The organism is Mesorhizobium sp. B4-1-4 (assembly GCF_006439395.2).
Classification (GTDB): Bacteria; Pseudomonadota; Alphaproteobacteria; order Rhizobiales; family Rhizobiaceae; genus Mesorhizobium.
The window spans coordinates 4,435,963-4,459,261 of record NZ_CP083950.1; the positions used below are offsets into that span (position 1 = coordinate 4,435,963).

The 23,299-nt window shown below is 63.5% G+C and carries 30 protein-coding genes and 1 pseudogene; 18 read left to right on the forward strand and 13 right to left on the reverse strand.

Features of this window, described 5'->3' with window-relative positions:
• Positions 1–139 precede the first annotated feature (139 nt).
• The 4 genes and pseudogenes from FJW03_RS21280 (at position 140) to FJW03_RS21295 (ending at position 4,216) form a co-directional block, all read left to right on the forward strand.
• On the forward strand, positions 140–1,336 hold the full coding sequence (locus FJW03_RS21280; protein ID WP_140760848.1) for a phosphoglycerate kinase: 1,197 nt from the start codon (positions 140–142) through the stop codon (positions 1,334–1,336).
• A gap of 163 nt (positions 1,337–1,499) precedes the next feature.
• A complete protein-coding gene (locus FJW03_RS21285; RefSeq protein WP_140760850.1) occupies positions 1,500–2,525 on the forward strand; it encodes a class I fructose-bisphosphate aldolase in 1,026 nt (341 codons plus the stop codon).
• Between the two features lie 170 nt (positions 2,526–2,695).
• A pseudogene (locus FJW03_RS21290) lies at positions 2,696–3,440 on the forward strand (DUF899 domain-containing protein).
• A gap of 62 nt (positions 3,441–3,502) precedes the next feature.
• Positions 3,503–4,216 carry an SGNH/GDSL hydrolase family protein gene (locus FJW03_RS21295; protein ID WP_140760852.1) on the forward strand — a complete coding sequence of 238 codons (714 nt, stop codon included), beginning with the start codon at positions 3,503–3,505 and terminating at the stop codon, positions 4,214–4,216.
• 23 nt (positions 4,217–4,239) lie between these two features.
• Here FJW03_RS21295 and FJW03_RS21300 read toward each other — a convergent pair whose 3' ends face one another.
• Both FJW03_RS21300 and FJW03_RS21305 read right to left on the reverse strand, forming a co-directional pair.
• Entirely contained in the window at positions 4,240–4,401 is a 162-nt protein-coding gene (locus FJW03_RS21300) for a hypothetical protein (protein WP_140699566.1), read from the reverse strand.
• A gap of 117 nt (positions 4,402–4,518) precedes the next feature.
• A complete protein-coding gene (locus tag FJW03_RS21305; protein ID WP_140760855.1) occupies positions 4,519–5,472 on the reverse strand; it encodes a ring-cleaving dioxygenase in 954 nt (317 codons plus the stop codon).
• A gap of 311 nt (positions 5,473–5,783) precedes the next feature.
• On the opposite strand from FJW03_RS21305, the gene FJW03_RS21310 reads away from it, so the two are divergent.
• From FJW03_RS21310 to FJW03_RS21325, 4 genes are all read left to right on the forward strand, one after another.
• On the forward strand, positions 5,784–5,951 hold the full coding sequence (locus FJW03_RS21310; protein ID WP_140613532.1) for a hypothetical protein: 168 nt from the start codon (positions 5,784–5,786) through the stop codon (positions 5,949–5,951).
• Positions 5,952–6,089: 138 nt separating this feature from the next.
• Positions 6,090–6,680, forward strand: coding sequence for a DJ-1/PfpI family protein (locus FJW03_RS21315; RefSeq protein WP_140760857.1), 591 nt, complete (start codon positions 6,090–6,092; stop codon positions 6,678–6,680).
• Positions 6,681–6,746: 66 nt separating this feature from the next.
• Positions 6,747–7,154, forward strand: a complete 408-nt coding sequence (locus tag FJW03_RS21320) for a hypothetical protein (RefSeq protein ID WP_140613534.1) — start codon at positions 6,747–6,749, stop codon at positions 7,152–7,154.
• A gap of 174 nt (positions 7,155–7,328) precedes the next feature.
• The gene (locus FJW03_RS21325; RefSeq protein ID WP_140760859.1) at positions 7,329–8,048 is read left to right on the forward strand and encodes a helix-turn-helix transcriptional regulator; all 720 of its coding nucleotides are present in this window, start codon (positions 7,329–7,331) and stop codon (positions 8,046–8,048) included.
• A gap of 62 nt (positions 8,049–8,110) precedes the next feature.
• Here FJW03_RS21325 and FJW03_RS21330 read toward each other — a convergent pair whose 3' ends face one another.
• Positions 8,111–8,803, reverse strand: a complete 693-nt coding sequence (locus FJW03_RS21330; protein ID WP_140608138.1) for a DUF1013 domain-containing protein — start codon at positions 8,801–8,803, stop codon at positions 8,111–8,113.
• 77 nt (positions 8,804–8,880) lie between these two features.
• Between FJW03_RS21330 and FJW03_RS21335 the strand changes: the two genes are divergently transcribed.
• Positions 8,881–9,057, forward strand: a complete 177-nt coding sequence (locus FJW03_RS21335) for a hypothetical protein (RefSeq protein WP_181165541.1) — start codon at positions 8,881–8,883, stop codon at positions 9,055–9,057.
• A gap of 337 nt (positions 9,058–9,394) precedes the next feature.
• On the opposite strand, the gene FJW03_RS21340 is transcribed toward FJW03_RS21335, so the two are convergent.
• The gene (locus tag FJW03_RS21340; RefSeq protein WP_064987068.1) at positions 9,395–9,535 is read right to left on the reverse strand and encodes a DUF1127 domain-containing protein; all 141 of its coding nucleotides are present in this window, start codon (positions 9,533–9,535) and stop codon (positions 9,395–9,397) included.
• Positions 9,536–9,828: 293 nt separating this feature from the next.
• Entirely contained in the window at positions 9,829–10,839 is a 1,011-nt protein-coding gene (locus FJW03_RS21345; RefSeq protein WP_140608140.1) for an NAD(P)H-quinone oxidoreductase, read from the reverse strand.
• Positions 10,840–10,961: 122 nt separating this feature from the next.
• Here FJW03_RS21345 and FJW03_RS21350 point away from each other — a divergent pair, with 122 nt between their 5' ends.
• From FJW03_RS21350 to FJW03_RS21360, 3 genes are all read left to right on the forward strand, one after another.
• Positions 10,962–11,156: a DUF1192 domain-containing protein gene (locus tag FJW03_RS21350; RefSeq protein ID WP_140608142.1), complete on the forward strand. Its 195-nt coding sequence runs from the start codon at positions 10,962–10,964 to the stop codon at positions 11,154–11,156.
• 87 nt (positions 11,157–11,243) lie between these two features.
• Positions 11,244–12,491 (forward strand): MFS transporter, encoded by a 1,248-nt coding sequence (locus FJW03_RS21355; protein ID WP_140608145.1) that lies wholly within the window; start codon positions 11,244–11,246, stop codon positions 12,489–12,491.
• Positions 12,492–12,522: 31 nt separating this feature from the next.
• Positions 12,523–12,786 (forward strand): ArsR/SmtB family transcription factor, encoded by a 264-nt coding sequence (locus FJW03_RS21360; protein WP_027031521.1) that lies wholly within the window; start codon positions 12,523–12,525, stop codon positions 12,784–12,786.
• Positions 12,787–12,820: 34 nt separating this feature from the next.
• Here the strand turns inward: FJW03_RS21360 and FJW03_RS21365 are convergent, their stop codons facing one another.
• The 5 genes from FJW03_RS21365 to FJW03_RS21385 form a co-directional block, all read right to left on the reverse strand.
• Complete coding sequence (locus tag FJW03_RS21365; RefSeq protein ID WP_140608147.1) at positions 12,821–13,285, reverse strand: SRPBCC family protein; 465 nt, start codon at positions 13,283–13,285, stop codon at positions 12,821–12,823.
• Positions 13,282–13,563 (reverse strand): hypothetical protein, encoded by a 282-nt coding sequence (locus tag FJW03_RS21370; protein ID WP_226890426.1) that lies wholly within the window; start codon positions 13,561–13,563, stop codon positions 13,282–13,284. The genes FJW03_RS21365 and FJW03_RS21370 overlap by 4 nt, the downstream gene beginning before the upstream one ends.
• A 13-nt stretch (positions 13,564–13,576) precedes the next feature.
• Entirely contained in the window at positions 13,577–13,912 is a 336-nt protein-coding gene (locus tag FJW03_RS21375; protein WP_140608149.1) for an ArsR/SmtB family transcription factor, read from the reverse strand.
• A 5-nt stretch (positions 13,913–13,917) separates the two neighbouring features.
• A complete protein-coding gene (locus tag FJW03_RS21380; RefSeq protein WP_140608151.1) occupies positions 13,918–14,574 on the reverse strand; it encodes a glutathione S-transferase family protein in 657 nt (218 codons plus the stop codon).
• 98 nt (positions 14,575–14,672) lie between these two features.
• Complete coding sequence (locus tag FJW03_RS21385) at positions 14,673–15,527, reverse strand: alpha/beta fold hydrolase (protein WP_140608153.1); 855 nt, start codon at positions 15,525–15,527, stop codon at positions 14,673–14,675.
• Positions 15,528–15,618: 91 nt separating this feature from the next.
• Between FJW03_RS21385 and FJW03_RS21390 the strand changes: the two genes are divergently transcribed.
• The 3 genes from FJW03_RS21390 to FJW03_RS21400 all read left to right on the forward strand — a co-directional run bounded on the left by FJW03_RS21390 (position 15,619) and on the right by FJW03_RS21400 (position 17,077).
• On the forward strand, positions 15,619–16,140 hold the full coding sequence (locus tag FJW03_RS21390; RefSeq protein ID WP_140760861.1) for a winged helix-turn-helix transcriptional regulator: 522 nt from the start codon (positions 15,619–15,621) through the stop codon (positions 16,138–16,140).
• A gap of 77 nt (positions 16,141–16,217) precedes the next feature.
• Positions 16,218–16,451 carry a hypothetical protein gene (locus FJW03_RS21395; RefSeq protein ID WP_140608157.1) on the forward strand — a complete coding sequence of 78 codons (234 nt, stop codon included), beginning with the start codon at positions 16,218–16,220 and terminating at the stop codon, positions 16,449–16,451.
• Positions 16,452–16,645: 194 nt separating this feature from the next.
• The gene (locus FJW03_RS21400) at positions 16,646–17,077 is read left to right on the forward strand and encodes a GlcG/HbpS family heme-binding protein (protein WP_140608159.1); all 432 of its coding nucleotides are present in this window, start codon (positions 16,646–16,648) and stop codon (positions 17,075–17,077) included.
• A gap of 3 nt (positions 17,078–17,080) precedes the next feature.
• Here the strand turns inward: FJW03_RS21400 and FJW03_RS21405 are convergent, their stop codons facing one another.
• The 3 genes from FJW03_RS21405 to FJW03_RS21415 form a co-directional block, all read right to left on the reverse strand.
• Complete coding sequence (locus tag FJW03_RS21405; protein WP_140608161.1) at positions 17,081–17,482, reverse strand: hypothetical protein; 402 nt, start codon at positions 17,480–17,482, stop codon at positions 17,081–17,083.
• Between the two features lie 346 nt (positions 17,483–17,828).
• Positions 17,829–18,011 (reverse strand): 50S ribosomal protein L32, encoded by a 183-nt coding sequence (gene rpmF, locus FJW03_RS21410; protein ID WP_008834724.1) that lies wholly within the window; start codon positions 18,009–18,011, stop codon positions 17,829–17,831.
• A 140-nt stretch (positions 18,012–18,151) separates the two neighbouring features.
• On the reverse strand, positions 18,152–18,913 hold the full coding sequence (locus tag FJW03_RS21415) for a biosynthetic peptidoglycan transglycosylase (RefSeq protein ID WP_140608163.1): 762 nt from the start codon (positions 18,911–18,913) through the stop codon (positions 18,152–18,154).
• Between the two features lie 220 nt (positions 18,914–19,133).
• Here FJW03_RS21415 and FJW03_RS21420 point away from each other — a divergent pair, with 220 nt between their 5' ends.
• The 3 genes from FJW03_RS21420 (at position 19,134) to FJW03_RS21430 (ending at position 23,298) form a co-directional block, all read left to right on the forward strand.
• Complete coding sequence (locus FJW03_RS21420; RefSeq protein ID WP_140608165.1) at positions 19,134–20,051, forward strand: polyprenyl synthetase family protein; 918 nt, start codon at positions 19,134–19,136, stop codon at positions 20,049–20,051.
• Positions 20,052–20,106: 55 nt separating this feature from the next.
• The gene (locus FJW03_RS21425) at positions 20,107–20,862 is read left to right on the forward strand and encodes an SDR family oxidoreductase (protein ID WP_140760863.1); all 756 of its coding nucleotides are present in this window, start codon (positions 20,107–20,109) and stop codon (positions 20,860–20,862) included.
• Between the two features lie 99 nt (positions 20,863–20,961).
• The gene (locus tag FJW03_RS21430; protein WP_140760865.1) at positions 20,962–23,298 is read left to right on the forward strand and encodes a response regulator; all 2,337 of its coding nucleotides are present in this window, start codon (positions 20,962–20,964) and stop codon (positions 23,296–23,298) included.
• Position 23,299: the final 1 nt, after the last annotated feature.

Here is a 23,299-nt window from a genome sequence, read left to right on the forward strand (position 1 = left end):
GATCACTCCATCCGCCTGGGGCAGCCCTCACGGACTATGTCCCCGCCCGCCTCAAAATTTCGCGCCCCGCCCTGTCAAAGCCTTGCATCGCCGCCGATGCGGGGTATGGTCCCGGCGATTTCCTAGGAAAGGGACCGGCATGGCTGCCTTCAAGACACTGGATGATATCGGCAACATCAGCGGTAAGCGCGTGCTGGTGCGCGTCGACCTTAACGTTCCCGTCGCCGACGGCAAGGTCACCGACGCCACGCGCATCGAGCGTATTGCGCCGACCATCGCCGAACTGTCCAGCAAAGGCGCCAAGGTCATCCTGCTCGCCCATTTCGGCCGCCCCAAGGATGGCCCTTCGCCCGAATTCTCGCTGGAGCCGATTGCAAAAGCCACGGCCGAAGTGCTTGGGCGCCCCGTGGGCTTCGCCGGCGATTGCGTCGGCGACACGGCAGGCAGCGCCGTTGCCGCCATGAACAAGGGCGACGTGCTGCTGCTCGAAAACACCCGCTTCCATAAGGCCGAGGAGAAAAACGACCACGCCTTCACCGATCGGCTCGCCGCCAATGGCGATATCTTCGTCAACGACGCCTTCTCGGCGGCCCACCGCGCCCACTCTTCCACTGAAGGGCTGGCGCGTCTGTTGCCGGCCTTTGCCGGCCGCACCATGCAGGCCGAGCTCGAGGCGCTGGAAAAGGGACTGGGCAATCCGGTCCGGCCGGTCGTCGCCATCGTCGGCGGAGCCAAGGTCTCAACCAAGATCGATCTGTTGATGAACCTGGTGAAGAAGGTCGACGCGCTGGTCATCGGCGGCGGCATGGCCAACACCTTCCTCGCCGCGCGCGGCACCGATGTCGGCAAGTCGCTGTGTGAGCATGATTTGGCCGCGACCGCCAAACAGATCATGATCGAGGCGGCCGAGGCAGGCTGCGCCATCATCCTCCCGGTCGATGGCGTCGTCGCCAAGGAGTTCAAGGCGGGTGCCGCCTGCGAGACCGTCGCCATCTCGGACGTGCCGACTGACGGCATGATCCTGGATGTCGGAGCCAAGACGGTGACGACGATCGGCGAATGGATCGACCGCGCCGCCACGCTGGTCTGGAACGGCCCGCTCGGCGCCTTCGAAATCGAGCCCTTCGACCACGCGACGGTGGCCGCGGCCAAGCACGCGGCGGCGCGCACCAAGGCCGGCAAGCTGGTCTCCGTCGCCGGTGGCGGCGATACGGTGGCGGCCCTCAACCACGCCGGCGTCGCCGACGACTTCACCTATGTCTCGACCGCCGGCGGCGCCTTCCTGGAATGGATGGAAGGCAAGCCATTGCCCGGCGTCGACGTGTTGAAGCGGTAAGCAATTCCAGGAAAGTGTGAGACGGTTTTTCGTCCGGGATTTTGCATCAACACGGAGCAAACGAGGGCGCCAGAGACTTTCAATCGATTCGAGCTTTCCGATGCCATTCCTTTGGCGGTAGACTTCCATTAAGCGCGGAACGAACCCCTTCAGGAGAAGCATGATGAGCGAACGTCTCGAAGACATTGCCGCCGCGATGGTGGCCAACGGCAAGGGCCTGCTGGCCGCCGATGAAAGTTCTGGCACCATCAAAAAGCGCTTCGATGTCATCGGCGTCGAATCGACCGCCGACAGCCGCCGCGATTACCGCGAGATGATGTTCCGCGCCTCCAACGCGATGACCAAGTACATCTCCGGCGTCATCCTCTATGACGAGACCATCCGCCAGAAGGCGGCCGACGGCACGCCGCTGGTCGATATCATCAAGGCGGCCGGCGCCATTCCCGGCATCAAGGTCGATGCCGGAGCCAAACCCCTCGCCGGCTTTCCCGGCGACACCATCACCGAGGGCCTCGACGGCCTGCGCGAGCGGCTTGCCGACTATTACAAGCTCGGCGCCCGCTTCGCCAAATGGCGCGCGGTGATCGACATCGACACCACCAAGGGCGTGCCTTCGGCCAATTCGATCGCCTCGAACACTCACGCGCTCGCCCGCTACGCCGCCCTGTGCCAGGAAGCCGGCATCGTGCCGATCGTCGAGCCGGAAGTGCTGATGGACGGCGCCCACGACATCGCTACCTGCTACGAGGTCTCGAAGGCCACACTGATGAAGCTCTATGACGAGCTCTACGCGGCGCGCGTCGTGCTCGAAGGCATGATCCTGAAGCCGAACATGGTGCTGTCGGGCAAGAAGTCGGGCAAGGTGGACAGCCCCGAGGAGGTCGCCGAAAAGACCATAAAACTCTTCCGTGAGACGGTGCCGGCCGCCGTGCCGGGCATCGCCTTCCTCTCCGGCGGTCAGGAGGACGAGGAAGCGACCGCCAACCTCAACGCCATCAACGCCATCGGCCCGCATCCGTGGAAGCTGACCTTCTCCTACGGCCGCGCGCTGCAGGCCGCGCCGCAGAAGGCATGGAGCGGCAAGGCCTCGAACGTCGCCGCCGGCCAGGCCGCCTTTACCCATCGCGCCCACATGAACCATCTTGCGGCATTGGGAAAATGGAAGCCAACGCTGGAAAGCGCCGCCTGATCGCAATTCGTCCGTCCTGCCGCGAACCCGGGCCGACGTGCCCGGGTTTTGTTTGTGACTGTCGGACTTGGGCCAAGGTCTCCCGTTCCTATTTCCTCAAGGCGTCACTAGCGGCGATGTCGGTTTGCGCCCATCCCGAACGTCCTTGGGGTGCAGACAGGGAGAGGTTCATGCATCGCAACAAGGTCGTTTCACGCGAAGACTGGTTCCAGGCACACAAGGCGCATTTGATCCGCGAGAAGGAACTGACGCGGTTGCGCGAGCGCATCGCGGCCGAGCGGCGTGAATTGCCGTGGCTGAAGATCAGGAAGGACTATGTCTTCGACACCGAGCAAGGCCCGAAGAAGCTGGCCGACCTGTTTGGCGCCAACAGTCAGCTGATCGTCTACCACTTCATGTTCGGGCCGGGCTGCGTCCATCATTGCGAGGGCTGTTCTTTCCTGGCCGACCATATCGATGGCGCAAACCGGCACCTCAGGCATCACGACGTGTCGCTCGTCGTGGTCTCGCGCGCGCCCCTGGCGGACCTACAAGCAGCGCATGGGCTGGAAATTCGACTGGGTGTCCTCCTATGCGTCGGATTTCAATTTCGACATGCAGGTTTCCTTCACCGACCGGCAGATCGCCACCGGCGACACCACCTACAATTTCGAGACCCGTCCCCGGACCTCGAAGGAGCTTCCGGGCACCAGCGTCTTTTACAGGGATGAGAATGGCGACACCTTTCTCACCTTCCTGTCGCGCGCCCGGGGTGGCGAGGCGCTGATCGGCACCTATGCCTATCTCGACATGACGCCGAAGGGGCGCAACGAAAATGGCCCCTATCATGGCCTGATGGACTGGGTCCGCCTGCATGACGAATATCAGGACCGTCACCCGACGCAGAACGATGAACCGCCGGGCTGCTGCGACTGAAGATCGTTCACCTGCGCCGAAACATGCGCTAGACCTGCCGCAGATTGTTCCACGGTTCCGCCATGCGCTTCCCGGCCCTTCTCACCTGGCTCGCCTTCCCCGTCTATGTCTGGCAGGGCTTGGCCGTGCGCCGCCGCACCACGCGTATGCTGCCGGCGCAGGGCCCGGTCATGCATGAGATAGCGGGCAGCGCGCCGGCAATTTCGCTGCTGGTGCTGGGCGACTCCTCGGCCGCTTCGGTGGGCATCGGCAATTCCGAAAACGGACTTGCCGCGCAACTCGCCGTGCTGATCTCCCAGCGCACCGGCGGCGCCGTGCGCTGGCGTGCCGCCGGCTTCAATTCGGCGACGTCAGGCCAGATCCGAGACCACGTCCTGCCCAATCTGTCGGCCGAGCCATGGACGCATATCGTGCTCGCCATCGGCACCAACGACACCAAGAATTACCACTCGGTGTCGCGCTTCAAGAAAGAGTTCGGCGGCCTGCTCTATGCGTTGCGTGCCAAATGGCCGGAGGCGCGCGTCGTGTGGTCGCCGGTGCTGGAGTTCACGCGAGCGCCGGCCATGCCGCCGCTGCTCGGCAAGATCCTGGAAATCCGCGCAAACGCAATGAACCGGATGGGCGAACGCCTCTGCCTGGAGCGCGGCGCGGTGCCGGCACCTCGCCTGCCGATCACCAATCCTGAAGCCGGCTTTGCCTCGGACGGCTTTCACGCCTCGGAAGCCGGCTACCGGGCCTGGGCGGAACATCTCGTCGGCCCGGTGCTTGGCGACTGAAGACCGACGGACAGTGCGGGGGCCTATGTTAAATGCCCAAGCACGGCGGCCAGCGAGATCGCTGCCATCGCGAGAACCGCCAGCTTCCAGAAATCGCTCCGTCGCTTGAGCCCGGGCCAGCCGAGTGGCTTGATGATCTGGATCACCATGAAACCGACAATGACAAGGGCGAGGAGTTTCGTCATGCCGCCTTTGACCAGCAACGCGGCCGGCTGTCAAAGCGCCTTCTTCGTTCCTGAGAATGAATACGCGCCGCGATCCGAACCGGAACGCGGCGTTATCTTTCAGGGAACGACCTAGATCTACCTCAGCGGCTTGAGGCCGGCCTCGATCGAAGCGCGTTTTGCTTCGAGGAAGGGCGGCAGCGCCAGGCTTTCGCCAAGTGTCTCCAGCGGCTCGTCGGCGGTGAACCCCGGCCCGTCCGTGGCGATCTCGAACAGCATGCCGTTCGGCTCGCGAAAATAGAGCGAGCGGAAGTAATAGCGCTCCACCTCGCCGCTCGACGGCAGACGGAATTCGGTCAGGCGGGCCGTCCACTGATGCAGCGTCTCCTGGTCCGGCGCTCTGAAGGCGACATGATGGACCGCACCGGCGCCTTGCCGCGCTGGCGCCAGTCCAGGCTGCACGGCAACATGAAGCTCCGCCGCCGGCCCGCCCGCGCCCATTTCGAAGACGTGGACCTGGCCCTCGCCATCCGGCGAGGCATAGTCGCGGACTTCACGCATGTTCATCACCTTGGTCAGCACCGCCTCGGTGTTGGTGATGTCGGGAACGCTGATGACGATCGGCCCGAGCCCGCGGATCTGATGCTCGGCCGGTACCGGGCTTTGCGCCCAGGGATGGCTGCCGCCGCTACCGCCATCGCTGACCAGCCGCAGACGCTGGCCTTCGGGATCTTCGAAATCCAGTGACGGGTAGCCGCCTATATCGGCAATCTCCCCTGTCACGACGCCCTCGCCGGCCAGATGCTGCTTCCACCAGCCAAGGCTCTCCCGGCCGCCGACCCGGAGGCTGGTCCGCGCGATGCTGTGGGTGCCGCGCCGTTCGCGGCCAACCGGCCAGTCGAAGAAGGTGAGGTCGGTGCCCGGCGTTGCCTCGCCGTCGGCATAGAAGAGGTGGTAGGCCGAGGTATCGTCCTGGTTCACCGTCTTCTTGACCAGCCGCAGGCCCAGCACCTTCGTGTAGAAGTGAAGATTGCCCGGCGCATTGGCGGTGATGGCGGTCAGATGGTGGATTCCTGTCAGTTGCAGGCTCATGGTCGTCTCCCTGTTTTGTGGGAAGAATTTTCTCCCTTTCATATCAGCATTGGGGTCCCATCGCGGAAGGCCGCCCATCCCGACAGTCCGTCATCGGACGATGAACAACGCCCCGTCGATTGGCATTCCATTGGTGAACAATCAGTGCCCGCCGAGACCAGCTGCGGGCGGACGTGACGCCGGGAAAACCGACGCTTGCCCTGGAGATACGCGCCGAAGGGAACCATCTTCTGTGCCCTGCCATGCTCCTGACAGACTGCTGTCAGGAGGGGTGTGCGATACTGCCTCCAGTCAGAGAGAGGAGAATAGCCATGAACGGTTTTACCATTCTGCGCGGCATGCAGCACTATGTCGGCAAGGTGCGCACGATGCGCAATGAAATCCGCACGCAGCGCTTTATGAATTCGCTCCCCGCCGACATTCGCAAGGATATCGGCTGGCCGGACATGTATGCCGACCGTCGCCTTCGCGGCAATTGAGACAAAATTTTCGAGGCGACTGTTGGACGCGGACGAGTCAACGCCCAGATATCAACGCGTGCCATCCAAAGGTGGCCCGTTTTTACAGGCACGGCACGCCTGAAATAGAGCCCGGCGCGCAAGGGATGGAGCGAGCGCATGCCCGATCGGAAGACTATCGGCTTCCTTTTCATCGAAGGTTTCGCCGACTGGGAATATGGGCTCTTGGCGGCCTCGGCGGTGGAATGGTTTGGCGCTCGCGCTGTGTCGCTGACGCCGGGTAACAAGCCGGTGACGGGAATTAGCGGTTTTCGGTTGGAGCCGGACCGCTCGGCGAAAGCCGATGAAAACATCGATCTTGATGCGGTTGCCGTCATCGGCTCGGATCAGTGGGCTGGCAAGGAACCGCCGGATGCCGCCGAACTGCTCACCAGCGTCGCGTCGCGCGGCGGTGTGGTCGGCGGTATCTGCGCCGGAACATTGGCGCTGGCCCGGGCTGGCCTCTTCGAGAATGCCAAGCATACCAGCAATGGCCGTGACTGGATCAATCGCCACGAAGCCGGCTATGCTGGCGATAACAATTATCAGGACGTGCCGCACGCCGTGGCCGACGGCAAAATCGTTTCCGCGCCGGGTTCGGCGCCCGGCACCTTCGCCCTTGCTTTTCTGCAGGCTCTCTATCCCGGCAAAGGCGGCGATCTCGCGCAGATGCGGACGCTGTTCATGAAGGAGTACGCGGAAGCATCCTGACACTATGCTGTCAGGAGGTGCGTGCGATGGTGACATAATGCGCATGGCCGGCCGAGAGGACGATCGATGAAGAGCTGGAACGACAGGCTGAACACGCCTGGCATCAACGGCGTGAAACCGACGCCCCGCGCCATGGGAGACGTCATCGAGGGCCAGCCGATGCTGGTGCCGACCGCGCGGCAGGTCGACGATTTCATCCGCTCGATTCCCGCAGGCATTGGCATGGATGTCCGCGCTTTGCGCACCGCGCTCGCCATCGAACATGGCGCTGAAGTGACATGCCCGGCCACGATAGGCTATCATCTGCGCACAGTCGCCGAAGCAGCCAACGAGGATCTCGGGCGCGGCATGACGCTTGATGACATCGCACCCTTCTGGCGCGTGCTCGATGCGACGGCGCCGACAACGAGGAAATTGTCTTTTGGCGCGGAATTCGTCGCCGCGCAGCGCAAGCGCGAAGGGCTGAAACCATAATGCATGCCGCCCCAGGGTGGGCGCCGGGCTGGGACAGCGGCATGCCTAGAGCAATTCCAGGAAGAGTGTGCTCCTGTCTTCCGCCCGGAATTGCTTCGAAACAGAGAGATGGAGCGGTTCGCCATTTCGGTGAAACGGTAAGCCGCTCTGGAAACAACACCGAGGGACGACACGATGCGCCGCGCCGACAGGCTCTTTCAGATCGTGCAGCATCTGCGTGGTGGCCGTCTGGTCACCGCGCAGAAGCTCGGCACGTGGCTCGAGGTTTCCGAGCGAACGATCTACCGCGACATTGCCGACCTGCAGTCGACCGGGGTGCCGATCGACGGCGAGGCTGGCGTTGGCTACATGATGAGGGAGGGGTTCGACCTTCCGCCGCTGATGTTCACGCGTGACGAGATCGTGGCGCTGGTCGCCGGCGCGCGCATGGTGCGCGCCTTTGGCGGCGCCGCCATGGCGCGGGCCGCCGACGAGGCGCTGGTCAAGATCGGCGCCGTGTTGCCCGACGCCGAGAAGGACCGCATCGCCCGCACCGAGATCCACACCCCGATGTGGGTCGTCAGCGACGCCGCCCGCGAGGCGATCGACCTGATCGAGCGGGCGGTCGAGAAGCGCCAGGTGCTGACCATCGACTATTGCGACGAGGCCGGCCGCGGCACCGCGCGCGACATCAGGCCACTCGGCCTGTGGTTCTGGGGCAAGGTGTGGACGCTGGTCGCTTGGTGCGAGATGCGCGACGATTTCCGCGCCTTCCGCATCGACCGCATCGCCTCGGTGGTCATCGCCGGCCGCATCTTCAAGCCGGAGCGCGGCAAGCAGCTTGCCGATTTCTACCGCGCGGTGGAGCGCAGCGAGGACTACGGCATGGCGCCGGACCGTGCGGCGCGAAGCTGAGAAAAGGATCCCAATAAAAAAGCCCGCGCGAAGCGGGCTTTTTTCATTGGTCTATCGCAATCCTATTCGTCGTCGGTGTCCTCGTTCTTGGACTTCAGCGCCGAGAGCTTGGCGAACACGGCATTGGCGTCAAGCTCGGCATCCTCGTCCTTCGGCTTTTCTGGAGCCGGCACCAGCCGCTCGGTCAGAGCCGCCGGCAAAAGCGTGTCGCCGACCGGCTGCGCCTGTTCGCGGCCGCGCGAGGCGCGGTTGACTTCCATGTCGAGGTCGATCTGCGAGGCGAGACCCAGCGTAACCGGGTCCATCGGTTGCAGATTGGCCGAGTTCCAGTGCTTGCGTTCGCGGATCTGCTCGATCGTCGACTTGGTCGTGCCGACGAGGCGCGAAATCTGCGCGTCCTTGAGTTCGGGATGGTTGCGCACCAGCCACAGGATGGCGTTCGGCCGGTCCTGACGCTTCGAAAGCGGCGTGTAGCGCGGCCCCTTGCGCTTGGATTCGGGCACCCGCACCTTGGGGTCGGAAAGCTTCAGCCGGTGGTTCGGATCCTTCTCGGCGCGCGCGATCTCGTCGCGGGTCAGCTGGCCGGTCATGATCGGATCCATGCCCTTGATGCCTTGCGCCGACTCACCGTCGGCGATCGCCTTGACCTCGAGCGGATGCAGCCCGCAGAATTGCGCGATCTGCTCGAAGGAGAGCGCGGTGTTGTCGACCAGCCAGACGGCGGTCGCCTTGGGCATCAGCAGCGTATTGGCCATTTTAAAAAATCCTTCTCGTTCGCCCGCGTTCCCGCGCGGGCGGTGGTTTAGAGCCACCAAAATGGGAAATTCGCGGCTTGTATAACCGTTCCCTTGCTGTTTCGCAACGTTTTTGGATGCACCCACCTGAAACCACAACCGAGCGGCTACCGGGATCGCTCCGCGCTCTTGAGAAGCGCGACAAGCTGGCTCTGCTGGCGCGTTCCGGTCTTGGCGAATATGCGTTCGAGAAAGGTTCGCCGGCCTTTTGGTGATGTTGGCGCTTGCCGCGGCCTCCATCAGGGCTCGCCCCGCAAAAGAGCCGAAGCCAGCGCGCCGCGGCTGGCGCCAGGTCGAACAGCCCGCCGAACGGCGCAGCGGCAGGATGTGAGGGATTAGGGTGGCAGCCTGTGAGCGGCAGCCGGAACACAATGAACCGGACCAGGGATTCAGGTATTGCCGCGCATGGACAAAGGCCCACTGGAACAGCCATTCGCAAAAAACAAACCCGCTGGACGATGTCCAGCGGGCTCGGAACCGGAGACGACAAACGTCTGCGACAGCTCTACTTCCCGGCATGAGACCGGCCCTGCGGCCGGGTCACGCTTGAAATCAGATCGCCTGACGGGCGATCCTTTCGATGTCGGCGCGGTTGATGCCGAGGTCGCTGAGCTGACGTGCGTTGAGACGGTTCAGTTCGCGCACGGTCTCGTTGTACATGCGCCAGTTACGGAAAGCGCGGATCGGGTTCATGATAGTCCTCCAAATGGGGTGTTCGTTTCGATGCTGCACAGATAGTCATCATCGATCAGGACTTGAACGGCCGATTTTGCATAGCAATGATGCAAATGCTGCATTGCAGCATTAAGCTTCTGTTCACTTTGTAAGCAAGGACGAAACGCCGAGAACGCGTCCCGATTCAGGTCAGGCCCGAGTCGAAAACGGCAGGCTCCGAGAACCTTGAGCGCAGCGTCCTAAAAGTACCTGAACGCCGGAAGCACGGGAGACTGCCGTTTGGAGGCCGGCCTCGCCTGGATCGATGCGTCCTAGCCGACGTCGAGCACGATCTTGCCGATATGATCGCCCTCCTCGATCCGCTCATGCGCCCGCCAGGCATCGGTAAGCGGGAAGATCATATCCATGACGGGAGCAACCTTGCGGGTGCCGAGCAACGGCCAGACCTGCGCTTCCAGCGCCGCTGCGATCGCCGCCTTGAATTCGACGGTGCGCGGCCTCAGCGTCGACCCCGTATGGGTCAGCCGCTTGACCATGATCTTGGAAAAGTCGGCGGTCGCCATTGCGCCGGCCTGAACGGCGATCTGGACGATACGGCCCTCGACGGCCGCGGCCTCGTAGTTTCGCTGGACATAGTCGCCGCCGACCATGTCGAGGATGACATTGGCGCCCTTGCCGCCTGTCGCCCCTTTCACCGCCGAGACAAAATCCTCCTCCCGGTAGTTGATCGCGCGGTCGGCACCGATCTTCAGGCAGGCGTCGCACTTCTCCTTGCTGCCGGCGGTGGTGATGACATAAGCGCCGAAGGCCGAGGCAAGCTGGATCGCCGTCGTGCCGATGCCGGACGAGCCGCCATGCACCAGCAGCGTCTCGCCTTTCTTCAGGCCGCCGCGTTCGAACACATTGTGCCAGACGGTAAAATAGTTTTCCGGCACAGCGGCCGCTTCCGTGTGGGTGAAGCCGGCCGGCAGTGGCAGCACGCTGCCGGAGTGAACCTTGACATATTCGGCGTAGCCGCCACCGGGGGTAAGGGCGCAGACCCGGTCGCCGATGCGCCAGCGCGATATCCCGTCGCCAAGGGCCGCCACTTCGCCCGACACTTCGAGGCCCGGCAGATCCGATGCTCCCGGCGGAGGCGGATAGGCGCCCTTGCGCTGCTGCACATCGGGCCGGTTGACGCCGGCGGCATGCACCTTGATCAGGACTTCGCCGGGGCCGGGCTGCGGCACCTCGCGCGTTTCCGGTTTCAACACCCGTGGGCCGCCCGGCTCCGAGATCGTGATGGCCGTCATCTTCGCCGGAATTGTCTGTCCGCTCGCCATAGTATTTCCCGTCTTCCTCGCCGCTTTTCGATCGGCTGTTTGCATCGACGTCCCTGCCCTATGTATGCTCATTGCCAAATCAGGCAAATGGCCAATCTGGCGTGAGCAAGGGAGGAGCGACGATGGCGATCTTCGACGACGAACCCAGGAAGAAGGCGCGCCCGCACGAGATCGGGCAGGACCTGGCATTGCTTTCCGCCGGCGAACTGTCAGAGCGCATCGGCATCCTGCGCGACGAGATCGCCCGGCTCGAGGCCGAACTCAAGGCAAAGGACAGCACCAAATCAGCCGCTGAGGCGCTGTTCCGCCGCGGATAGGCTGCAGGTCGAAGGTCCGCCGCCGAAAAGCCCGAATGGGACTGTCTTCAGACCTGCCTCCCTCCCAGAGTCCAGCCGGATCAAAAAATGCTCGCAACCTACAGACCGATCCTTTCCCTGCTTCGCGGCACCGCATTCCTGCTGGCGGCATCCGGCCTGCACGGCCTGCTTTTGCCGCTGCGCGGCCAAGTGGAAGGCTTCTCGACTGCCTCGCTCGGCCTGATGGGCACGGCCTGGGCCGGCGGCTTCGTCACCGGCTGTTTCTTCGCACCGCGCCTGGTGCGCCGTGCAGGCCATGTCAGGGCGTTTGGCGCCTTCGCCGCGGCGGGCGCGATCATTGCGCTACTGACTGGCCTCGTCATCAATGAATCTATCTGGATCCTGCTGCGCGCCTTCACCGGCTTCACCATGGCCGGCGCCTTCATGGTCATCGAGAGCTGGCTGAACGAGAAAGCCACCAACGAGAACCGCGGCACCGTCTTCGGCCTCTATATGATGGTCACCTACGCCTCGATCATGGGCGGGCAGATGATCGTCGCCGGCGGCGACGTGAAATCGGCTTCGCTGTTCATGATCACCGGCATCCTGTTCTGCCTGTCGCTGATCCCGACCGCAGTGTCGACGGCATCGTCCCCCAAGCCATTGCAGGACGTCAAGTTGGACGTCAAAAGCCTCTATGCGAATTCGCCCGTGTCGGCGATCGCCTGCCTGCTGATCGGCATCGCCAACGGCGCCTGGGGCACGCTTGGCGCGGTTTATGGCGCCCGCATCGGCATCTCCACCGCCGAGATCGCCTTGATGATGAGCCTGGTGGTGGTTGCCGGCGCCGCCATGCAGCTTCCGGCCGGGCGCCTGTCCGACAAGACCGACCGGCGTTTCGTGCTGGCCGGTGCCGCTTTCGGCGGTGCGCTGGTTGCGGTTCTCATCTTCCTGTTCGAGCCGCGCTCCGCCAGCTTCGTCATCGTGCTGACTGCCGCCTACGGCGCTTTCGCCTATACGCTCTATTCGATCGCCGTGGCGCATGCCAACGACCACGCCAGTGCCGAGGATTTCGTCAAGGTCTCGGGCGGCCTGCTGCTGCTCTATGGTTTCGGCACCATGATTGGTCCCTTGCTGGCGGCAGCGCTGATGGGCTGGATGCGACCGGAGGGCCTGTTCCTGGCCACCGCCTTCGCGCATTTGTCTCTGGCCGGCTATACCCTGCTGCGCATCAGCCGCCGCGCTCCGGTGCCGATCGAGGATCGCGACGCCTTCAAGACGCAACCGGCAGACCGCTCCGTGACCCCGGAAGCATTGCGGCTCGATCCAAGAAGAAAAGCAGAAGCAAGCAGTTGAGATTTGAAAAACTTTGCCTCACAAATGAGGCATGATGTTTTCCGACGCCTTCATGGCGATCGCCGACCCCAATCGGCGCCATCTTCTGGAAGAACTTCGACGCGGTCCGAAGACCGTCAACGAATTGGCGGCTGGGCTACCAGTCTCGCGCCCGGCCGTATCACAGCATCTGAAAGTGCTGCTCGATGCCGGACTGGTCAACGCCAAGGCTGAAGGTACGCGGCGGGTCTACACGGTAAGCAACGCCGGCTTCCTGAAGCTCAACATCTGGCTCGATCAGTTCTGGGAAGCCTGATCCACATCGCCTGATCAGCAACGCACCTCGAAAATCAGGCTTGCCCGTCCAGGAAAGCGCCAAGCGCGTCGAGCAATTCGCCCGTTCCATGCTCGCGCGGGGCTGACGTGTCGTGGCCGTCGAGGAAGACACCCTGCTCCGTCATCACAAGCCGCGTGCCCCCGCCTTCCGCCACGAACTGGATTGTCGCCAGCGACACCGAGACGCGGGTTTCGCCGAACAGCAGCTCATAGCTGTAGACGATGCGCCGGTCTGGCACGATGTCCTGATAGACCGCGTTGAAGAAATGCATCTGCCCATCGCTCGGACAACCGGCATTGACCTCTTTGCCGCCGACGCGGAAGTCCATTTCGTGGCGGCTGGGCGTCGGGTCGTGGGGATCGACGAACCAGTGCCGCTTGGCGTCCGGATCGCTGAACGCCGAGAAGACTTTCGCCGGAGCCACCGGGTAGCTCCGCTCGACGACAAAGGTGGAATGAACAACGGATCGTTCGGTCATGGAGTGGGTCCTCGTTGGTCAACTCGACTGGTTCTGTGGAATGCAGACCCCGCCACGATAGGCAGCGCCGAAATAGACCTCGACGCTGCGCAGCCGGTCGCCGCGAAACGAGTGTCCGGCCAGCACCGGGCGAAATAGGTCGCGCGGCCGATGGCATCGTCACAGGGGCTGGTGAACGTGAAATCGTCCGCCAGTACCGTCTCGGCGACATCACGCTCATTTGCCTGGTAGATGGCAAAATAAAAGCGGATCGATTCCGCTCTGCTTTTGGCGGACATGGCCATTCCTCCTTCAGCTTTCGTCCTTGGTTTGCGCGAGGAAATCGCCGAGCCGATCCAGCCGGCGCTCCCAGGAGAGGCGACGCTCATTGATCCAGTGCTCTGCCGATCTCAGCGCCTGAGGCTCGATCTGGCACGTACGCACCCGTCCAACCTTTTGGGTGCGCACCAGGCCGCTCGCCTCCAGGAGATTGAGGTGCTGGACGACGGCCGACAGCGACATCGCCAGTGGCTCGGCCAGTTGGCTGACGGAGGCGGGGCCGCGCGACAGCCGGTCGACCATCTGCCGCCGCGCCGGATCGGCGAGCGCCTGGAACATCAGGTCGAGCTGGGCGGGATCGTGCAGCATCGCGGTCAGCCGTTGTTGTAGGGGAAGAATTTGAAGTAGGGCTGCGCCTCCTCGATCACCCTGCTGAAGGCGGGACGCTGCAACAGGCGGTCATGGTAGCGCTTGACGGCAGGATATTTGTCGCCGAACGGCTCGACCTTGTTGGCATAGAAGAGCGCGGGAGAAGCCGCGCAATCGGCCATTGTAAAGGTGTCGCCCATCGCCCAGGTCTTCGACCGCATCTCCTGCTCGATGATGGCGTAGGAGTTGCGCAATTGACCGCGCGCCTGCTCGACGCCGAACGGATCGGTCTTGTCCAGCGGCCGCAACCGATCGCCGACGATCTTCTGCATCGGCTCCTGCACATAGAAATCATAGAAGCGGTCGGCCTGGCGGACGGCCAGCGCCAGATCGATGTCGGCCGGAACGAGCTCGACCGGCCCTGGATAGTGCGCGGCCAGATATTCGACGACGATGGTCGATTCCAGCACCGTGCGGTCGCGCGCATCGTCGCGCAGCGCCGGCATCTTGCCGGTCGGCGAAATTTTCAGGAAGGCCGCGCGCGATTGCTCGTCGCCGAGATCGACGATGACCGGCACGAAAGGCGTGGCGTTCTCGTAGAGCGCGATCAACGGCTTCCAGCAGAAAGAGGCCAGGGGATGGAAATGCAGCGTCAGGGACATTCTTTACTCGTCTGTTTCCGGTTCATCGGTGGCCGGCCGGCGCTTTCGCCGGATCAACACTGAAGCATTTACTTAACTATTGCGGCGAACTTCGTCCGTCAAGACCTGCCGCCGCCTCGGTTGGCGTGGACGTGGGCGACGATTGCCGCCGATATCTTCGTCCAGTCGTCCGGATGCAGCTCATGGCCGCCGCCTTCGACACGAAGGAGTTTCGCACCGGCGACCGCCCCTGCCAGCGCCTCGCCGTGCTCGATCGGAAAGATCGGATCCGCCGTGCCGTGAATGACCAGCAGCGGCGCCCTCATCTCGTGCAGGCGGCCATTCCATCGGTCGGTGCCCTTGAGCAGGAAATGATTGGTTGCCCTCAGGAACCCGCCGGACCTGATATAATCCTGTTCGATGAAAGCGCGCGTCCGGGCCGCATCGAAGGGATGCGCAACGCTGGCGATCGCCCTGGCATCCCTGACCATGAAGTCGATCACCTGGCGGCGGTCCGACCAGTCGACATCGGCGCCCTCGGCCGAATGCTCGGTATAGGCATCGCTCGGCCGCGGCAGATGCGAGGTGTCCATTCCCATCGGCGAGCTGCTGATCGTGGTCAGCGACGCGACGCGGGAGGGATGCTTGAGCGCCGCAAGCTGCGCGATCATACCGCCCATCGACATGCCGGCGACATGGGCCTCGCCGATGCCGTGGCTGTCGAGCACACCAATCGCATCGTCCGCCATGTCGTCGAATGTGTAGGGCGGCGCGCCCGGCGGATATTTGGTCGAGCGGCCGGTATCGCGATTGTCATAGCGGATCACGTAGAGCCCGGCACCCGCGAGCTTCCGGCAAAAGGCCTCCGGCCACCACAGCATCGAAGCCATTGCGCCCATGATCAGGAGCAGCGCGGGATTTTCACGGTCGCCGAAGGCTTCCGATACGATCTCGGGGCGATCGATCGCAGTCATTTAGATCCTCCCATACTGATTGCATTTTGAAATCAGTTGCACGATAATAAAACTGATACGATAATGCAACTGGTTTTGCGGAGAGAATCGAATGAGCCTCGATCGCCGGTCCGGCTGCCCGATCAACCTGTCGCTGGAAGTGTTCGGCGACCGCTGGAGCCTGATCATCCTTCGCGACATGATTTTCGGCGGCAGGCGCCATTTTCGCGAACTGCTCAACGGATCGATGGAAGGCATCGCCTCCAACATCCTCGCCGACCGCCTGAAGCGACTGATGGAGCTTGGCATGCTGACCAAGGCCGACGACCCCAGCCACAAGCAGAAGGCGATCTACAGCCTGACCGAGATGGCCATCACGCTGGTGCCGATCCTGGCCCATCTCGGCGCCTGGGGTCGGGTCTGGCTGCCGACCAGCGATGAACTCTCGATGCGCGCCGAGCTTCTGGAAAAGGGCGGACCGCCGATGTGGGAGAAATTCATGGACGAACTGCGCCACGAGCATCTCGGCACGCCGCTCGACACACCGTCCGGCCCTTCTGTCCGCGCGACGCTGCGGGCCGCCTATGAAGCCGTGGTTGCCAGCAAGGCTCTCAGCGCCGGCCCGACCACGTGACCAACTATTTTCCCCGCTAAGAGGCCGGCTCTGCTACAACTATGGAAAATCACACGTGACGGGATTGGATAAGGCTCTTGGTTGAGAACTCTAGGGATACTGCCCGCGCGCGCGCCGATCTGCGCTTCAAGAAGCAGGAAGAGGCGGCGACAGTCCGCCAGAAAGCGATGGCGGAATACGCCGCGGAGAGTGACGCGCGCAAGGCCAAGACCGACAAGCTGAGGGCGCTGCGGCTCGCCAAGGAAGCCGAAGATCTTGCCAACACACCGGCAGTGCCCGCAAAGAAGCCCGCGCGCGCCAAGAAAAAGTAACACGCACTTCCCCGGCTGCCTCGCCAATGGCCTTGAGCCAGTGGCCGTCGACTGCATTGAGATCACGGCATCGGCGCCGTCCAGATAGGGCAGTCCTTCATCCCGCCTTCTCGCAAGAAGCATTTTCAACCCAAACCGGGATTGCGTCGTCCGGCCGGTCGCCGATGATTGTCCATTTCAAACAGGAGACTGCCATGACCGCGCTGCCGCTCGAAAAAGCCATTGAGATCATCGACGCCGCCTTCGCCAAGGGCGCCGACCTCAAGTTCAAACCGCTGGGCGTCTCCGTGCTCGATGCCGGAGGACACCTGGTCGCCTTCCAGCGCCAGGACGGCGCCTCGTTCCTGCGCCCGCAAATGTCGGCCGGCAAGGCCTATGGCGCGCTGGCCATCGGCATGGGCTCGCGCCGTGTCGAGGCCTTCGCCAAGGAGCGCCCGCATCTCATCGCTGGCATCTCCGACGTGTCGGGTGGACGCGTGCTGCCGGTGGTCGGCGGCGTCCTGATCCGCGACAAGGCCGGCACCGTCCTTGGCGCCGTCGGCATTTCCGGCGACACATCCGACAATGACGAGGCAGCGGCCATCGCTGGCATCGAGGCCGCCGGCTTCACCGCCGATCCGGGCTGAGCCTCAATTCAAATTGATGTCCCGGCTGGCTGATCGCATCGAAACCGCGAATCCGGCCAGCACATCGAACAGCGCGATGATCGTCAGCGTGAAGAAGATCGAGTGCGCGGCGCCCTTGACCAGCAGGAACTCGACCAGGAAGGCGACGAAGACCAGCGTCGAGAGAAGATGGTCCATGATCGAGGCGGTGGTCGTGCGCGCCGACTTCACCATTTCGAGGAACAGGAAGATCAGCCCGATCAGCACCATCAGGTCGCCGAGCGTCATCGAGAATACCCCGCCCGACATCATGCGGAACGAGAAGACCTCGCTCGCCCACGGATCGTCACCGCCGCCGAATATCCCGAGCAGGCCGAGATTGTAGAGCACGAAAGGCACGATCAAAAGCGGGACGGCACCGAACATCTGGCGTCTCCATATGGGGGCACCTTCTGTAGAATGCGCCACAGGCATGCCGTCAAGATTTTTCGTGCGCGGCCGCAAACACGGTCGAAGACCGGATGCAACAACCATGTCAGCCGGTTGCCCGGCCGACATGGGAGCAGCCGACAGAGACTTCGACACCTGAAATAGCCGGCGCGCACGGCGGCACCGATGACATTGAAGAGATATGGCCCGCGTCGTCGAGGCGATATCGCGTGCCGGCGCGATCTCGACGATGTCCGTGCCGACGAGACGTCCCTTGCCGACCAAACGCAAAAAGACCGGCCAGAGGCCGGTCTTTTGCAACTCAAACCTTAAAAAGCTTGTCTCAGCTTTCCTTGGGCGTCAGCACCTGGCGACCGCGATACATGCCGGTCTTCAGGTCGATGTGGTGCGGGCGGCGCATTTCGCCGGAATTCTTGTCCTCAACATAGGTCGGGGCCTTGAGGGCGTCGGCCGAGCGGCGCATGCCGCGCTTGGACGGAGAGGTTTTGCGTTTCGGAACGGCCATGGATATGCTCCACTACATGGTCAAAAGCCCCGCCCGCCCTCGTGAAAGGGCCATGTCGGGGCCTAAATCTGAGAAAGTCGGGTGCCTATACACGCCTGACATCGTTTTGGCCAGCACTGCGGTGAATTTTTTTGAGTCGGCTACTCGAGACAGCCGACATAAGCGCCGGAACGGCCGGCACGCCGCTCGATCAGATTGGCGAGTCTCCGAAGGCCCGGCCCCGGCTTTGCCGGATTGCGGGCGATCGGATTGGGCAAGGTGACGGCCAGCAGTGCCGCCTGCCGTCTGGACAACTGCTTTGCCGGAATGCCGAAATGATGCTGCGCCGCCGCCTCGATTCCATAGATGCCCGGCCCCCATTCGGCGATGTTGAGATAGATTTCCATGATGCGCCGTTTCGACATCACGGCGTCGAAATAGACGGCCAGCGGCAGTTCGACGACCTTGCGCACCGAGCCCAGCGGCCGCGACCACAGGAACAGGTTCTTCACCGTCTGCATGGTAATGGTCGAGGCCCCGCGCGTCGCCTCGCCAGCCAGCGCATCGTCGACGACGCCCCTGAGTTCGCCGAGATCGACGCCGCGATGGAAGCAGAACTGTCCGTCCTCCGACATGATGACGGAATGGGCCAGCACCGGCGCCACATCGTCGATCGACACCCAGCGCCGGTCATAGCCGGAGAAGGTCGCCAGGTCCTTCAGCATCAATGTCGAGACCGGGTGCACGAAGGGCGGCAGATAGAGGAATGTCAGCACCGCCGGGATAAGCGCCAGCACGGCGGCCACGACAATGCCGCGCCGGACCCAGCGCCTGAGACTGCGGCGGTTTATGCCGCGCGATCTCGTCGCCATGTCCAGCTTTTCGGTTTCATGATCGACGATCGGTTCCGCCAAGCCGCCCAACCCGTGCTGTGGAGCGCGTTGCGAGATCGCTCCTGTCAGTCATTCGGCGGCGTTGTCGAGAACCGGAGCCGTGCGTACAGTCGAGTACGTGAGCACCGGAAGCGCGGGAAACGCCGTCAGATGACCGTAGGATTGGAGTTTCCCAACGGGCTCTTACCGCTCCGGCATAATGGCGCTTGGCTTCTTGCGCAACGTCTGAGTGTCGGCTACCGGTCCGGCCATGACGAATGACGACGAAATGGCGTTCGAAATGGCGCTCATCAGGCGGGCCGCCGCCGTCGAGGTGCTGCTGCGGCGGTTGCTCGACGACCGACCGCTTTCGGGCGAGATCACGCGGCCCGATCGTCTGATGGCGGCGATGCGCCACGGCGTGCTGAACGGCGGCAAGCGGCTGCGCCCGTTTCTGGTCATGGAAAGCGCTGCCCTGTTTTCCGCCGATGGCGAAGCGGCGCTGCGCGTCGCGGCGGCCCTCGAATGCGTTCACTGCTACTCGCTGATCCATGACGACCTGCCGGCGATGGACGACGATGACCTGCGCCGCGGCCAGCCGACCGTGCACAAGGCGTTCGACGAAGCGACAGCCATCCTGGCCGGCGACGCATTGCTGACGCTGGCCTTCGACATCATCGCCGGCGAGGCGACCCTGCTGCCGGCCGAGCGGCGGGCCGCTTTGGTGCTGGCGCTTGCCCGCGCCGCCGGCGCCGGCGGCATGGTCGGCGGCCAGATTCTCGACCTCGAAGCCGAGCGCATCCCGCCCGACGAAACCGGCATCATAAGGCTGCAGGCGATGAAGACCGGGGCGCTGATCCGCTTCGCTTGCGAGGCGGGTGCCATCATCGCCGGCGCTTCGGCGGAAGACCGTGAGCGACTGGCCGAATTCGGCTCGGCGATCGGTCTTGCCTTCCAGCTTGCCGACGACCTGCTCGATCTGACCGCCGACATCAAGCAGATGGGCAAGGCGACCGGCAAGGACGCCGCCGCCGGCAAGGGAACGCTGGTGGCGCTGCACGGCGCCGACTGGGCGCGCGGCCAGCTGCACGGCCTTGTCGGCCAGGCGCACGCGCTGCTCGAACCCTATGGCGACAAGGCGGCCCTGCTGAGGCAAGCCGCGACCTTCGTGGCAATGCGCAACAGCTGACGGCGGCTTCGATATTGGTGGTGCGTGGCAAGAGCCAAGTGGGAGATCAGCTTCGATGTCATCCAATCTGTTCGATCTCAGCGGACGCCGGGCGCTCGTCACCGGCTCCTCGCAAGGCATCGGGTTCGCCTTGGCCAAAGGCCTGGCGCGAGCCGGCGCCAGTGTGATCCTCAACGGCCGTGACGCGGCAAAGCTTGGCGCCGCGGTGTCGCAGATTCCCGGCGCTGAAACGCTCGCCTTCGACGCGACCGATCATGGCGCGGTCCGCTCCGCGATCGACAATTTCGAGCTCTCCGGCGAGCCGATCGACATATTGGTGAACAATGCCGGCATGCAGTTCCGCGCGCCGCTCGAGGATTTTCCCGAAGATGCGTTCGAGCGCCTGCTGCAGACCAATATTGCCAGCGTCTTCCATGTCGGCCAGGCGGTCGCCCGCCATATGATCAGGCGGGGTCGCGGCAAGATCATCAATATCGCCTCCGTGCAGACGGCACTTGCCCGCCCCGGCATCGCGCCCTACACGGCAACCAAGGGAGCGGTCGGCAACCTGACCAAGGGCATGGCGACCGACTGGGCCAGACACGGCCTGCAGTGCAACGCCATTGCGCCCGGCTATTTCGATACGCCGCTCAACGCGGCCCTCGTCGCCGATCCAGCCTTCAGCGCCTGGCTCGAAAAGCGCACGCCGGCCGGCCGCTGGGGCAAGGTGGAAGAGTTGGTTGGGGCCTGTGTGTTCCTCGCCTCCGATGCCTCGTCCTTCGTCAACGGCCACATCCTCTATGTCGATGGCGGCATCACCGCATCGGTCTGATCCGCGGCACAGGGAACCTGCACTCGCGCCAACGAAATCTTAATGTAAATGAAGCGTAATCCCGGTCGTTAAAATAATGCGTATGTGTTGGGGTTGCGCATGCCGGAATATTCTTCCTTCATCCGGTTTGTCCGGATTCGTTATCTTTCAGGATTGCTGATTTTCGCGCTCGCTTCCACGGCCATCATGGTTGCGCTCGACCGTGTCAATGCCTTTCGCCACGACGTCGATGCGCTGAGCAGCAATCTCGTCATCTTCACCCGCGACCTGCGCAACGCGACCAGCTTCGCCGAGACCACCGGCTCCGCCTGGCGCAACGAAACGCGCGATGCGCTGACTGCTTCGGCGCGCGCCCATTCCGAACGCCTGACCGGCGAGATCGACACACTGACCGCCCAGCTCGCCGCGATACATCAGCGCCTGTCGGCCAAGACCATCGACGAACTCGAAGCCTCCTCGGTCAATGGCGACCTGTTCTGGTCGCCGCGCGACATGGTGCGCAATCTCAATCTGATGTCGGTGGCGCAGAAGGCGGATGAATGGAGCTACCGGGAAATCCGCAACCAGAACGACCTGTTTGTCCAACCGATGCTGGTGCGGGTCCGTACCGCATTGGACGAAGAGCGCCATTTAGCCGACACTTCCAGCGACAGGCTGCTTTTGTGGGCGAGCGGCCTGTTGTTCGGCGTCCTGGCCATCGTCGCCTTCTGGATCTTCCGGCCGATGGAACAGGCGATCCGCCGCGCCTTCGCCCAATCGGCCGAATCCCTGTTCAAGGCCGAGGCCGCCGACCGCGCAAAGTCCGAATTCCTGGCCAATATGAGCCACGAGATCCGCACGCCGATGAATGGCGTGCTCGGCATGGCCGAATTGCTGGCCAAGACCGAATTGACCCCACGCCAGAAGACCTTCACCGACGTTATCGTCAAATCCGGCAATGCGCTGCTCACCATCATCAACGATATCCTCGATTTCTCCAAGATCAATGCCGGACAGCTGACGCTTGATCCCGCCCCTTTCCGTCTCTCCGAAGCGGTCGAGGATGTCGCGACACTGGTCGCGGCGCGCGTCGCCGAGAAGAACCTCGAGCTGATCGTACGCGTCGACCCGCGCCTGCCGGCCTATGTCGTCGGCGATGCCGGCCGCTTCCGGCAGATCGTCACCAATCTGGTCGGCAATGCGGTGAAGTTCACGGAAAAGGGCCATGTGCTGATCGATGTCGGCGGCGAAACCGTCAACGACGTCGTCCAGCTCAAGCTGCGCGTCGAGGACACCGGCATCGGCATCCCGGGTGACAAACTGCAGAACGTGTTCGAGAAATTCGCCCAGGTCGATGGCTCCTCGACCCGCCGTCACGAAGGCACCGGCCTTGGGCTTGCCATCGCCGCCCGCCTCGTCGACCTGATGGCCGGCAAGATCGGCGTCGAGAGCGAGATCGGGCGGGGCTCCGTCTTCTGGTTCGCGGTGCCGCTGCCCGTACACCGTGCCGAGGCGCGCGACGCGATCGTGCCGGTCGACGTCACCGGCGCGCGCGTGCTGGTCATCGACGACAATCCGGTCAACCGCGAGATCCTGCTCGAGCAGCTCAGAAGCTGGAGCTTCGATTGCGCCGCCGCCGAAAGCGGCGCCGTGGGGCTGGCCTTCCTCGATCGCGCCTGCCAGTTGGGCGCCAGCGTCGACTGCATCATCCTCGACTACCAGATGCCCGGCATGAACGGTGCCGATGTCGCCCGGGCCATCGCCGCCGACAGCCGACTGTCGGCCATCCCGATCGTCATCCTGACCTCGGTCGACCAGGTCGATTTCGGCAAGATGATCATCGACTTCGGTATTGCCGCGCACCTGACCAAGCCGACGCGCTCGGCGGTGCTGCTCGGCACGGTCATTTCGGTCATCCAGAAAGCCCGCTCGCAGGTCGGCAAGGCGCAATTCGTTCGCGAGCCGATCCAGCCACCGCCGGCGGCTCCGCCTGCCTTCACGGTCATCCGGGGGCCAGCCGTGCCGGTCGTGACAGCGCCGGAATCGACCCTCACGCCGAACGGCCCGATAGACATCCTCATTGCCGAGGACAATGACGTGAACCAGCTGGTGTTCGGCCAGATCCTCAACGGGCTGGGCTTGAGCTACCGCATTGCCGGCAACGGCCGCACGGCGGTCGAGATGTACCGGTCGCTGCGTCCGAAATTGATCCTGATGGATGTCTCGATGCCCGAGATGAACGGTTACGAGGCAACCCGCGCCATCCGTGCGATCGAGGCTTCGTCGGGCGGCCGCATCCCGATCGTCGGCGTCACCGCGCACGCGCTGAAGGGCGATCGCGACAAGTGCATCGAGGCCGGCATGGACGACTATCTGCCCAAGCCGGTCTCGCCCGATCGCCTCGGCACCAAGATCGGCACATGGCTCAGTGAAACAGTGGTGGCCAAAACCGCCTGAA

Coding starts and splice junctions, on each gene's coding strand:
- FJW03_RS21280 (WP_140760848.1), top strand. CDS start 140: ATGGCTGCCTTCAAGACACTGGATGATATCGGCAACATCAGCGGTAAG.
- FJW03_RS21285 (WP_140760850.1), top strand. CDS start 1,500: ATGAGCGAACGTCTCGAAGACATTGCCGCCGCGATGGTGGCCAACGGC.
- FJW03_RS21295 (WP_140760852.1), top strand. CDS start 3,503: ATGCGCTTCCCGGCCCTTCTCACCTGGCTCGCCTTCCCCGTCTATGTC.
- FJW03_RS21300 (WP_140699566.1), bottom strand. CDS start 4,401: ATGACGAAACTCCTCGCCCTTGTCATTGTCGGTTTCATGGTGATCCAG.
- FJW03_RS21305 (WP_140760855.1), bottom strand. CDS start 5,472: ATGAGCCTGCAACTGACAGGAATCCACCATCTGACCGCCATCACCGCC.
- FJW03_RS21310 (WP_140613532.1), top strand. CDS start 5,784: ATGAACGGTTTTACCATTCTGCGCGGCATGCAGCACTATGTCGGCAAG.
- FJW03_RS21315 (WP_140760857.1), top strand. CDS start 6,090: ATGCCCGATCGGAAGACTATCGGCTTCCTTTTCATCGAAGGTTTCGCC.
- FJW03_RS21320 (WP_140613534.1), top strand. CDS start 6,747: ATGAAGAGCTGGAACGACAGGCTGAACACGCCTGGCATCAACGGCGTG.
- FJW03_RS21325 (WP_140760859.1), top strand. CDS start 7,329: ATGCGCCGCGCCGACAGGCTCTTTCAGATCGTGCAGCATCTGCGTGGT.
- FJW03_RS21330 (WP_140608138.1), bottom strand. CDS start 8,803: ATGGCCAATACGCTGCTGATGCCCAAGGCGACCGCCGTCTGGCTGGTC.
- FJW03_RS21340 (WP_064987068.1), bottom strand. CDS start 9,535: ATGAACCCGATCCGCGCTTTCCGTAACTGGCGCATGTACAACGAGACC.
- FJW03_RS21345 (WP_140608140.1), bottom strand. CDS start 10,839: ATGGCGAGCGGACAGACAATTCCGGCGAAGATGACGGCCATCACGATC.
- FJW03_RS21350 (WP_140608142.1), top strand. CDS start 10,962: ATGGCGATCTTCGACGACGAACCCAGGAAGAAGGCGCGCCCGCACGAG.
- FJW03_RS21355 (WP_140608145.1), top strand. CDS start 11,244: ATGCTCGCAACCTACAGACCGATCCTTTCCCTGCTTCGCGGCACCGCA.
- FJW03_RS21360 (WP_027031521.1), top strand. CDS start 12,523: ATGATGTTTTCCGACGCCTTCATGGCGATCGCCGACCCCAATCGGCGC.
- FJW03_RS21365 (WP_140608147.1), bottom strand. CDS start 13,285: ATGACCGAACGATCCGTTGTTCATTCCACCTTTGTCGTCGAGCGGAGC.
- FJW03_RS21370 (WP_226890426.1), bottom strand. CDS start 13,563: ATGTCCGCCAAAAGCAGAGCGGAATCGATCCGCTTTTATTTTGCCATC.
- FJW03_RS21375 (WP_140608149.1), bottom strand. CDS start 13,912: ATGCTGCACGATCCCGCCCAGCTCGACCTGATGTTCCAGGCGCTCGCC.
- FJW03_RS21380 (WP_140608151.1), bottom strand. CDS start 14,574: ATGTCCCTGACGCTGCATTTCCATCCCCTGGCCTCTTTCTGCTGGAAG.
- FJW03_RS21385 (WP_140608153.1), bottom strand. CDS start 15,527: ATGACTGCGATCGATCGCCCCGAGATCGTATCGGAAGCCTTCGGCGAC.
- FJW03_RS21390 (WP_140760861.1), top strand. CDS start 15,619: ATGAGCCTCGATCGCCGGTCCGGCTGCCCGATCAACCTGTCGCTGGAA.
- FJW03_RS21400 (WP_140608159.1), top strand. CDS start 16,646: ATGACCGCGCTGCCGCTCGAAAAAGCCATTGAGATCATCGACGCCGCC.
- FJW03_RS21405 (WP_140608161.1), bottom strand. CDS start 17,482: ATGTTCGGTGCCGTCCCGCTTTTGATCGTGCCTTTCGTGCTCTACAAT.
- rpmF (WP_008834724.1), bottom strand. CDS start 18,011: ATGGCCGTTCCGAAACGCAAAACCTCTCCGTCCAAGCGCGGCATGCGC.
- FJW03_RS21420 (WP_140608165.1), top strand. CDS start 19,134: ATGACGAATGACGACGAAATGGCGTTCGAAATGGCGCTCATCAGGCGG.
- FJW03_RS21425 (WP_140760863.1), top strand. CDS start 20,107: ATGTCATCCAATCTGTTCGATCTCAGCGGACGCCGGGCGCTCGTCACC.
- FJW03_RS21430 (WP_140760865.1), top strand. CDS start 20,962: ATGCCGGAATATTCTTCCTTCATCCGGTTTGTCCGGATTCGTTATCTT.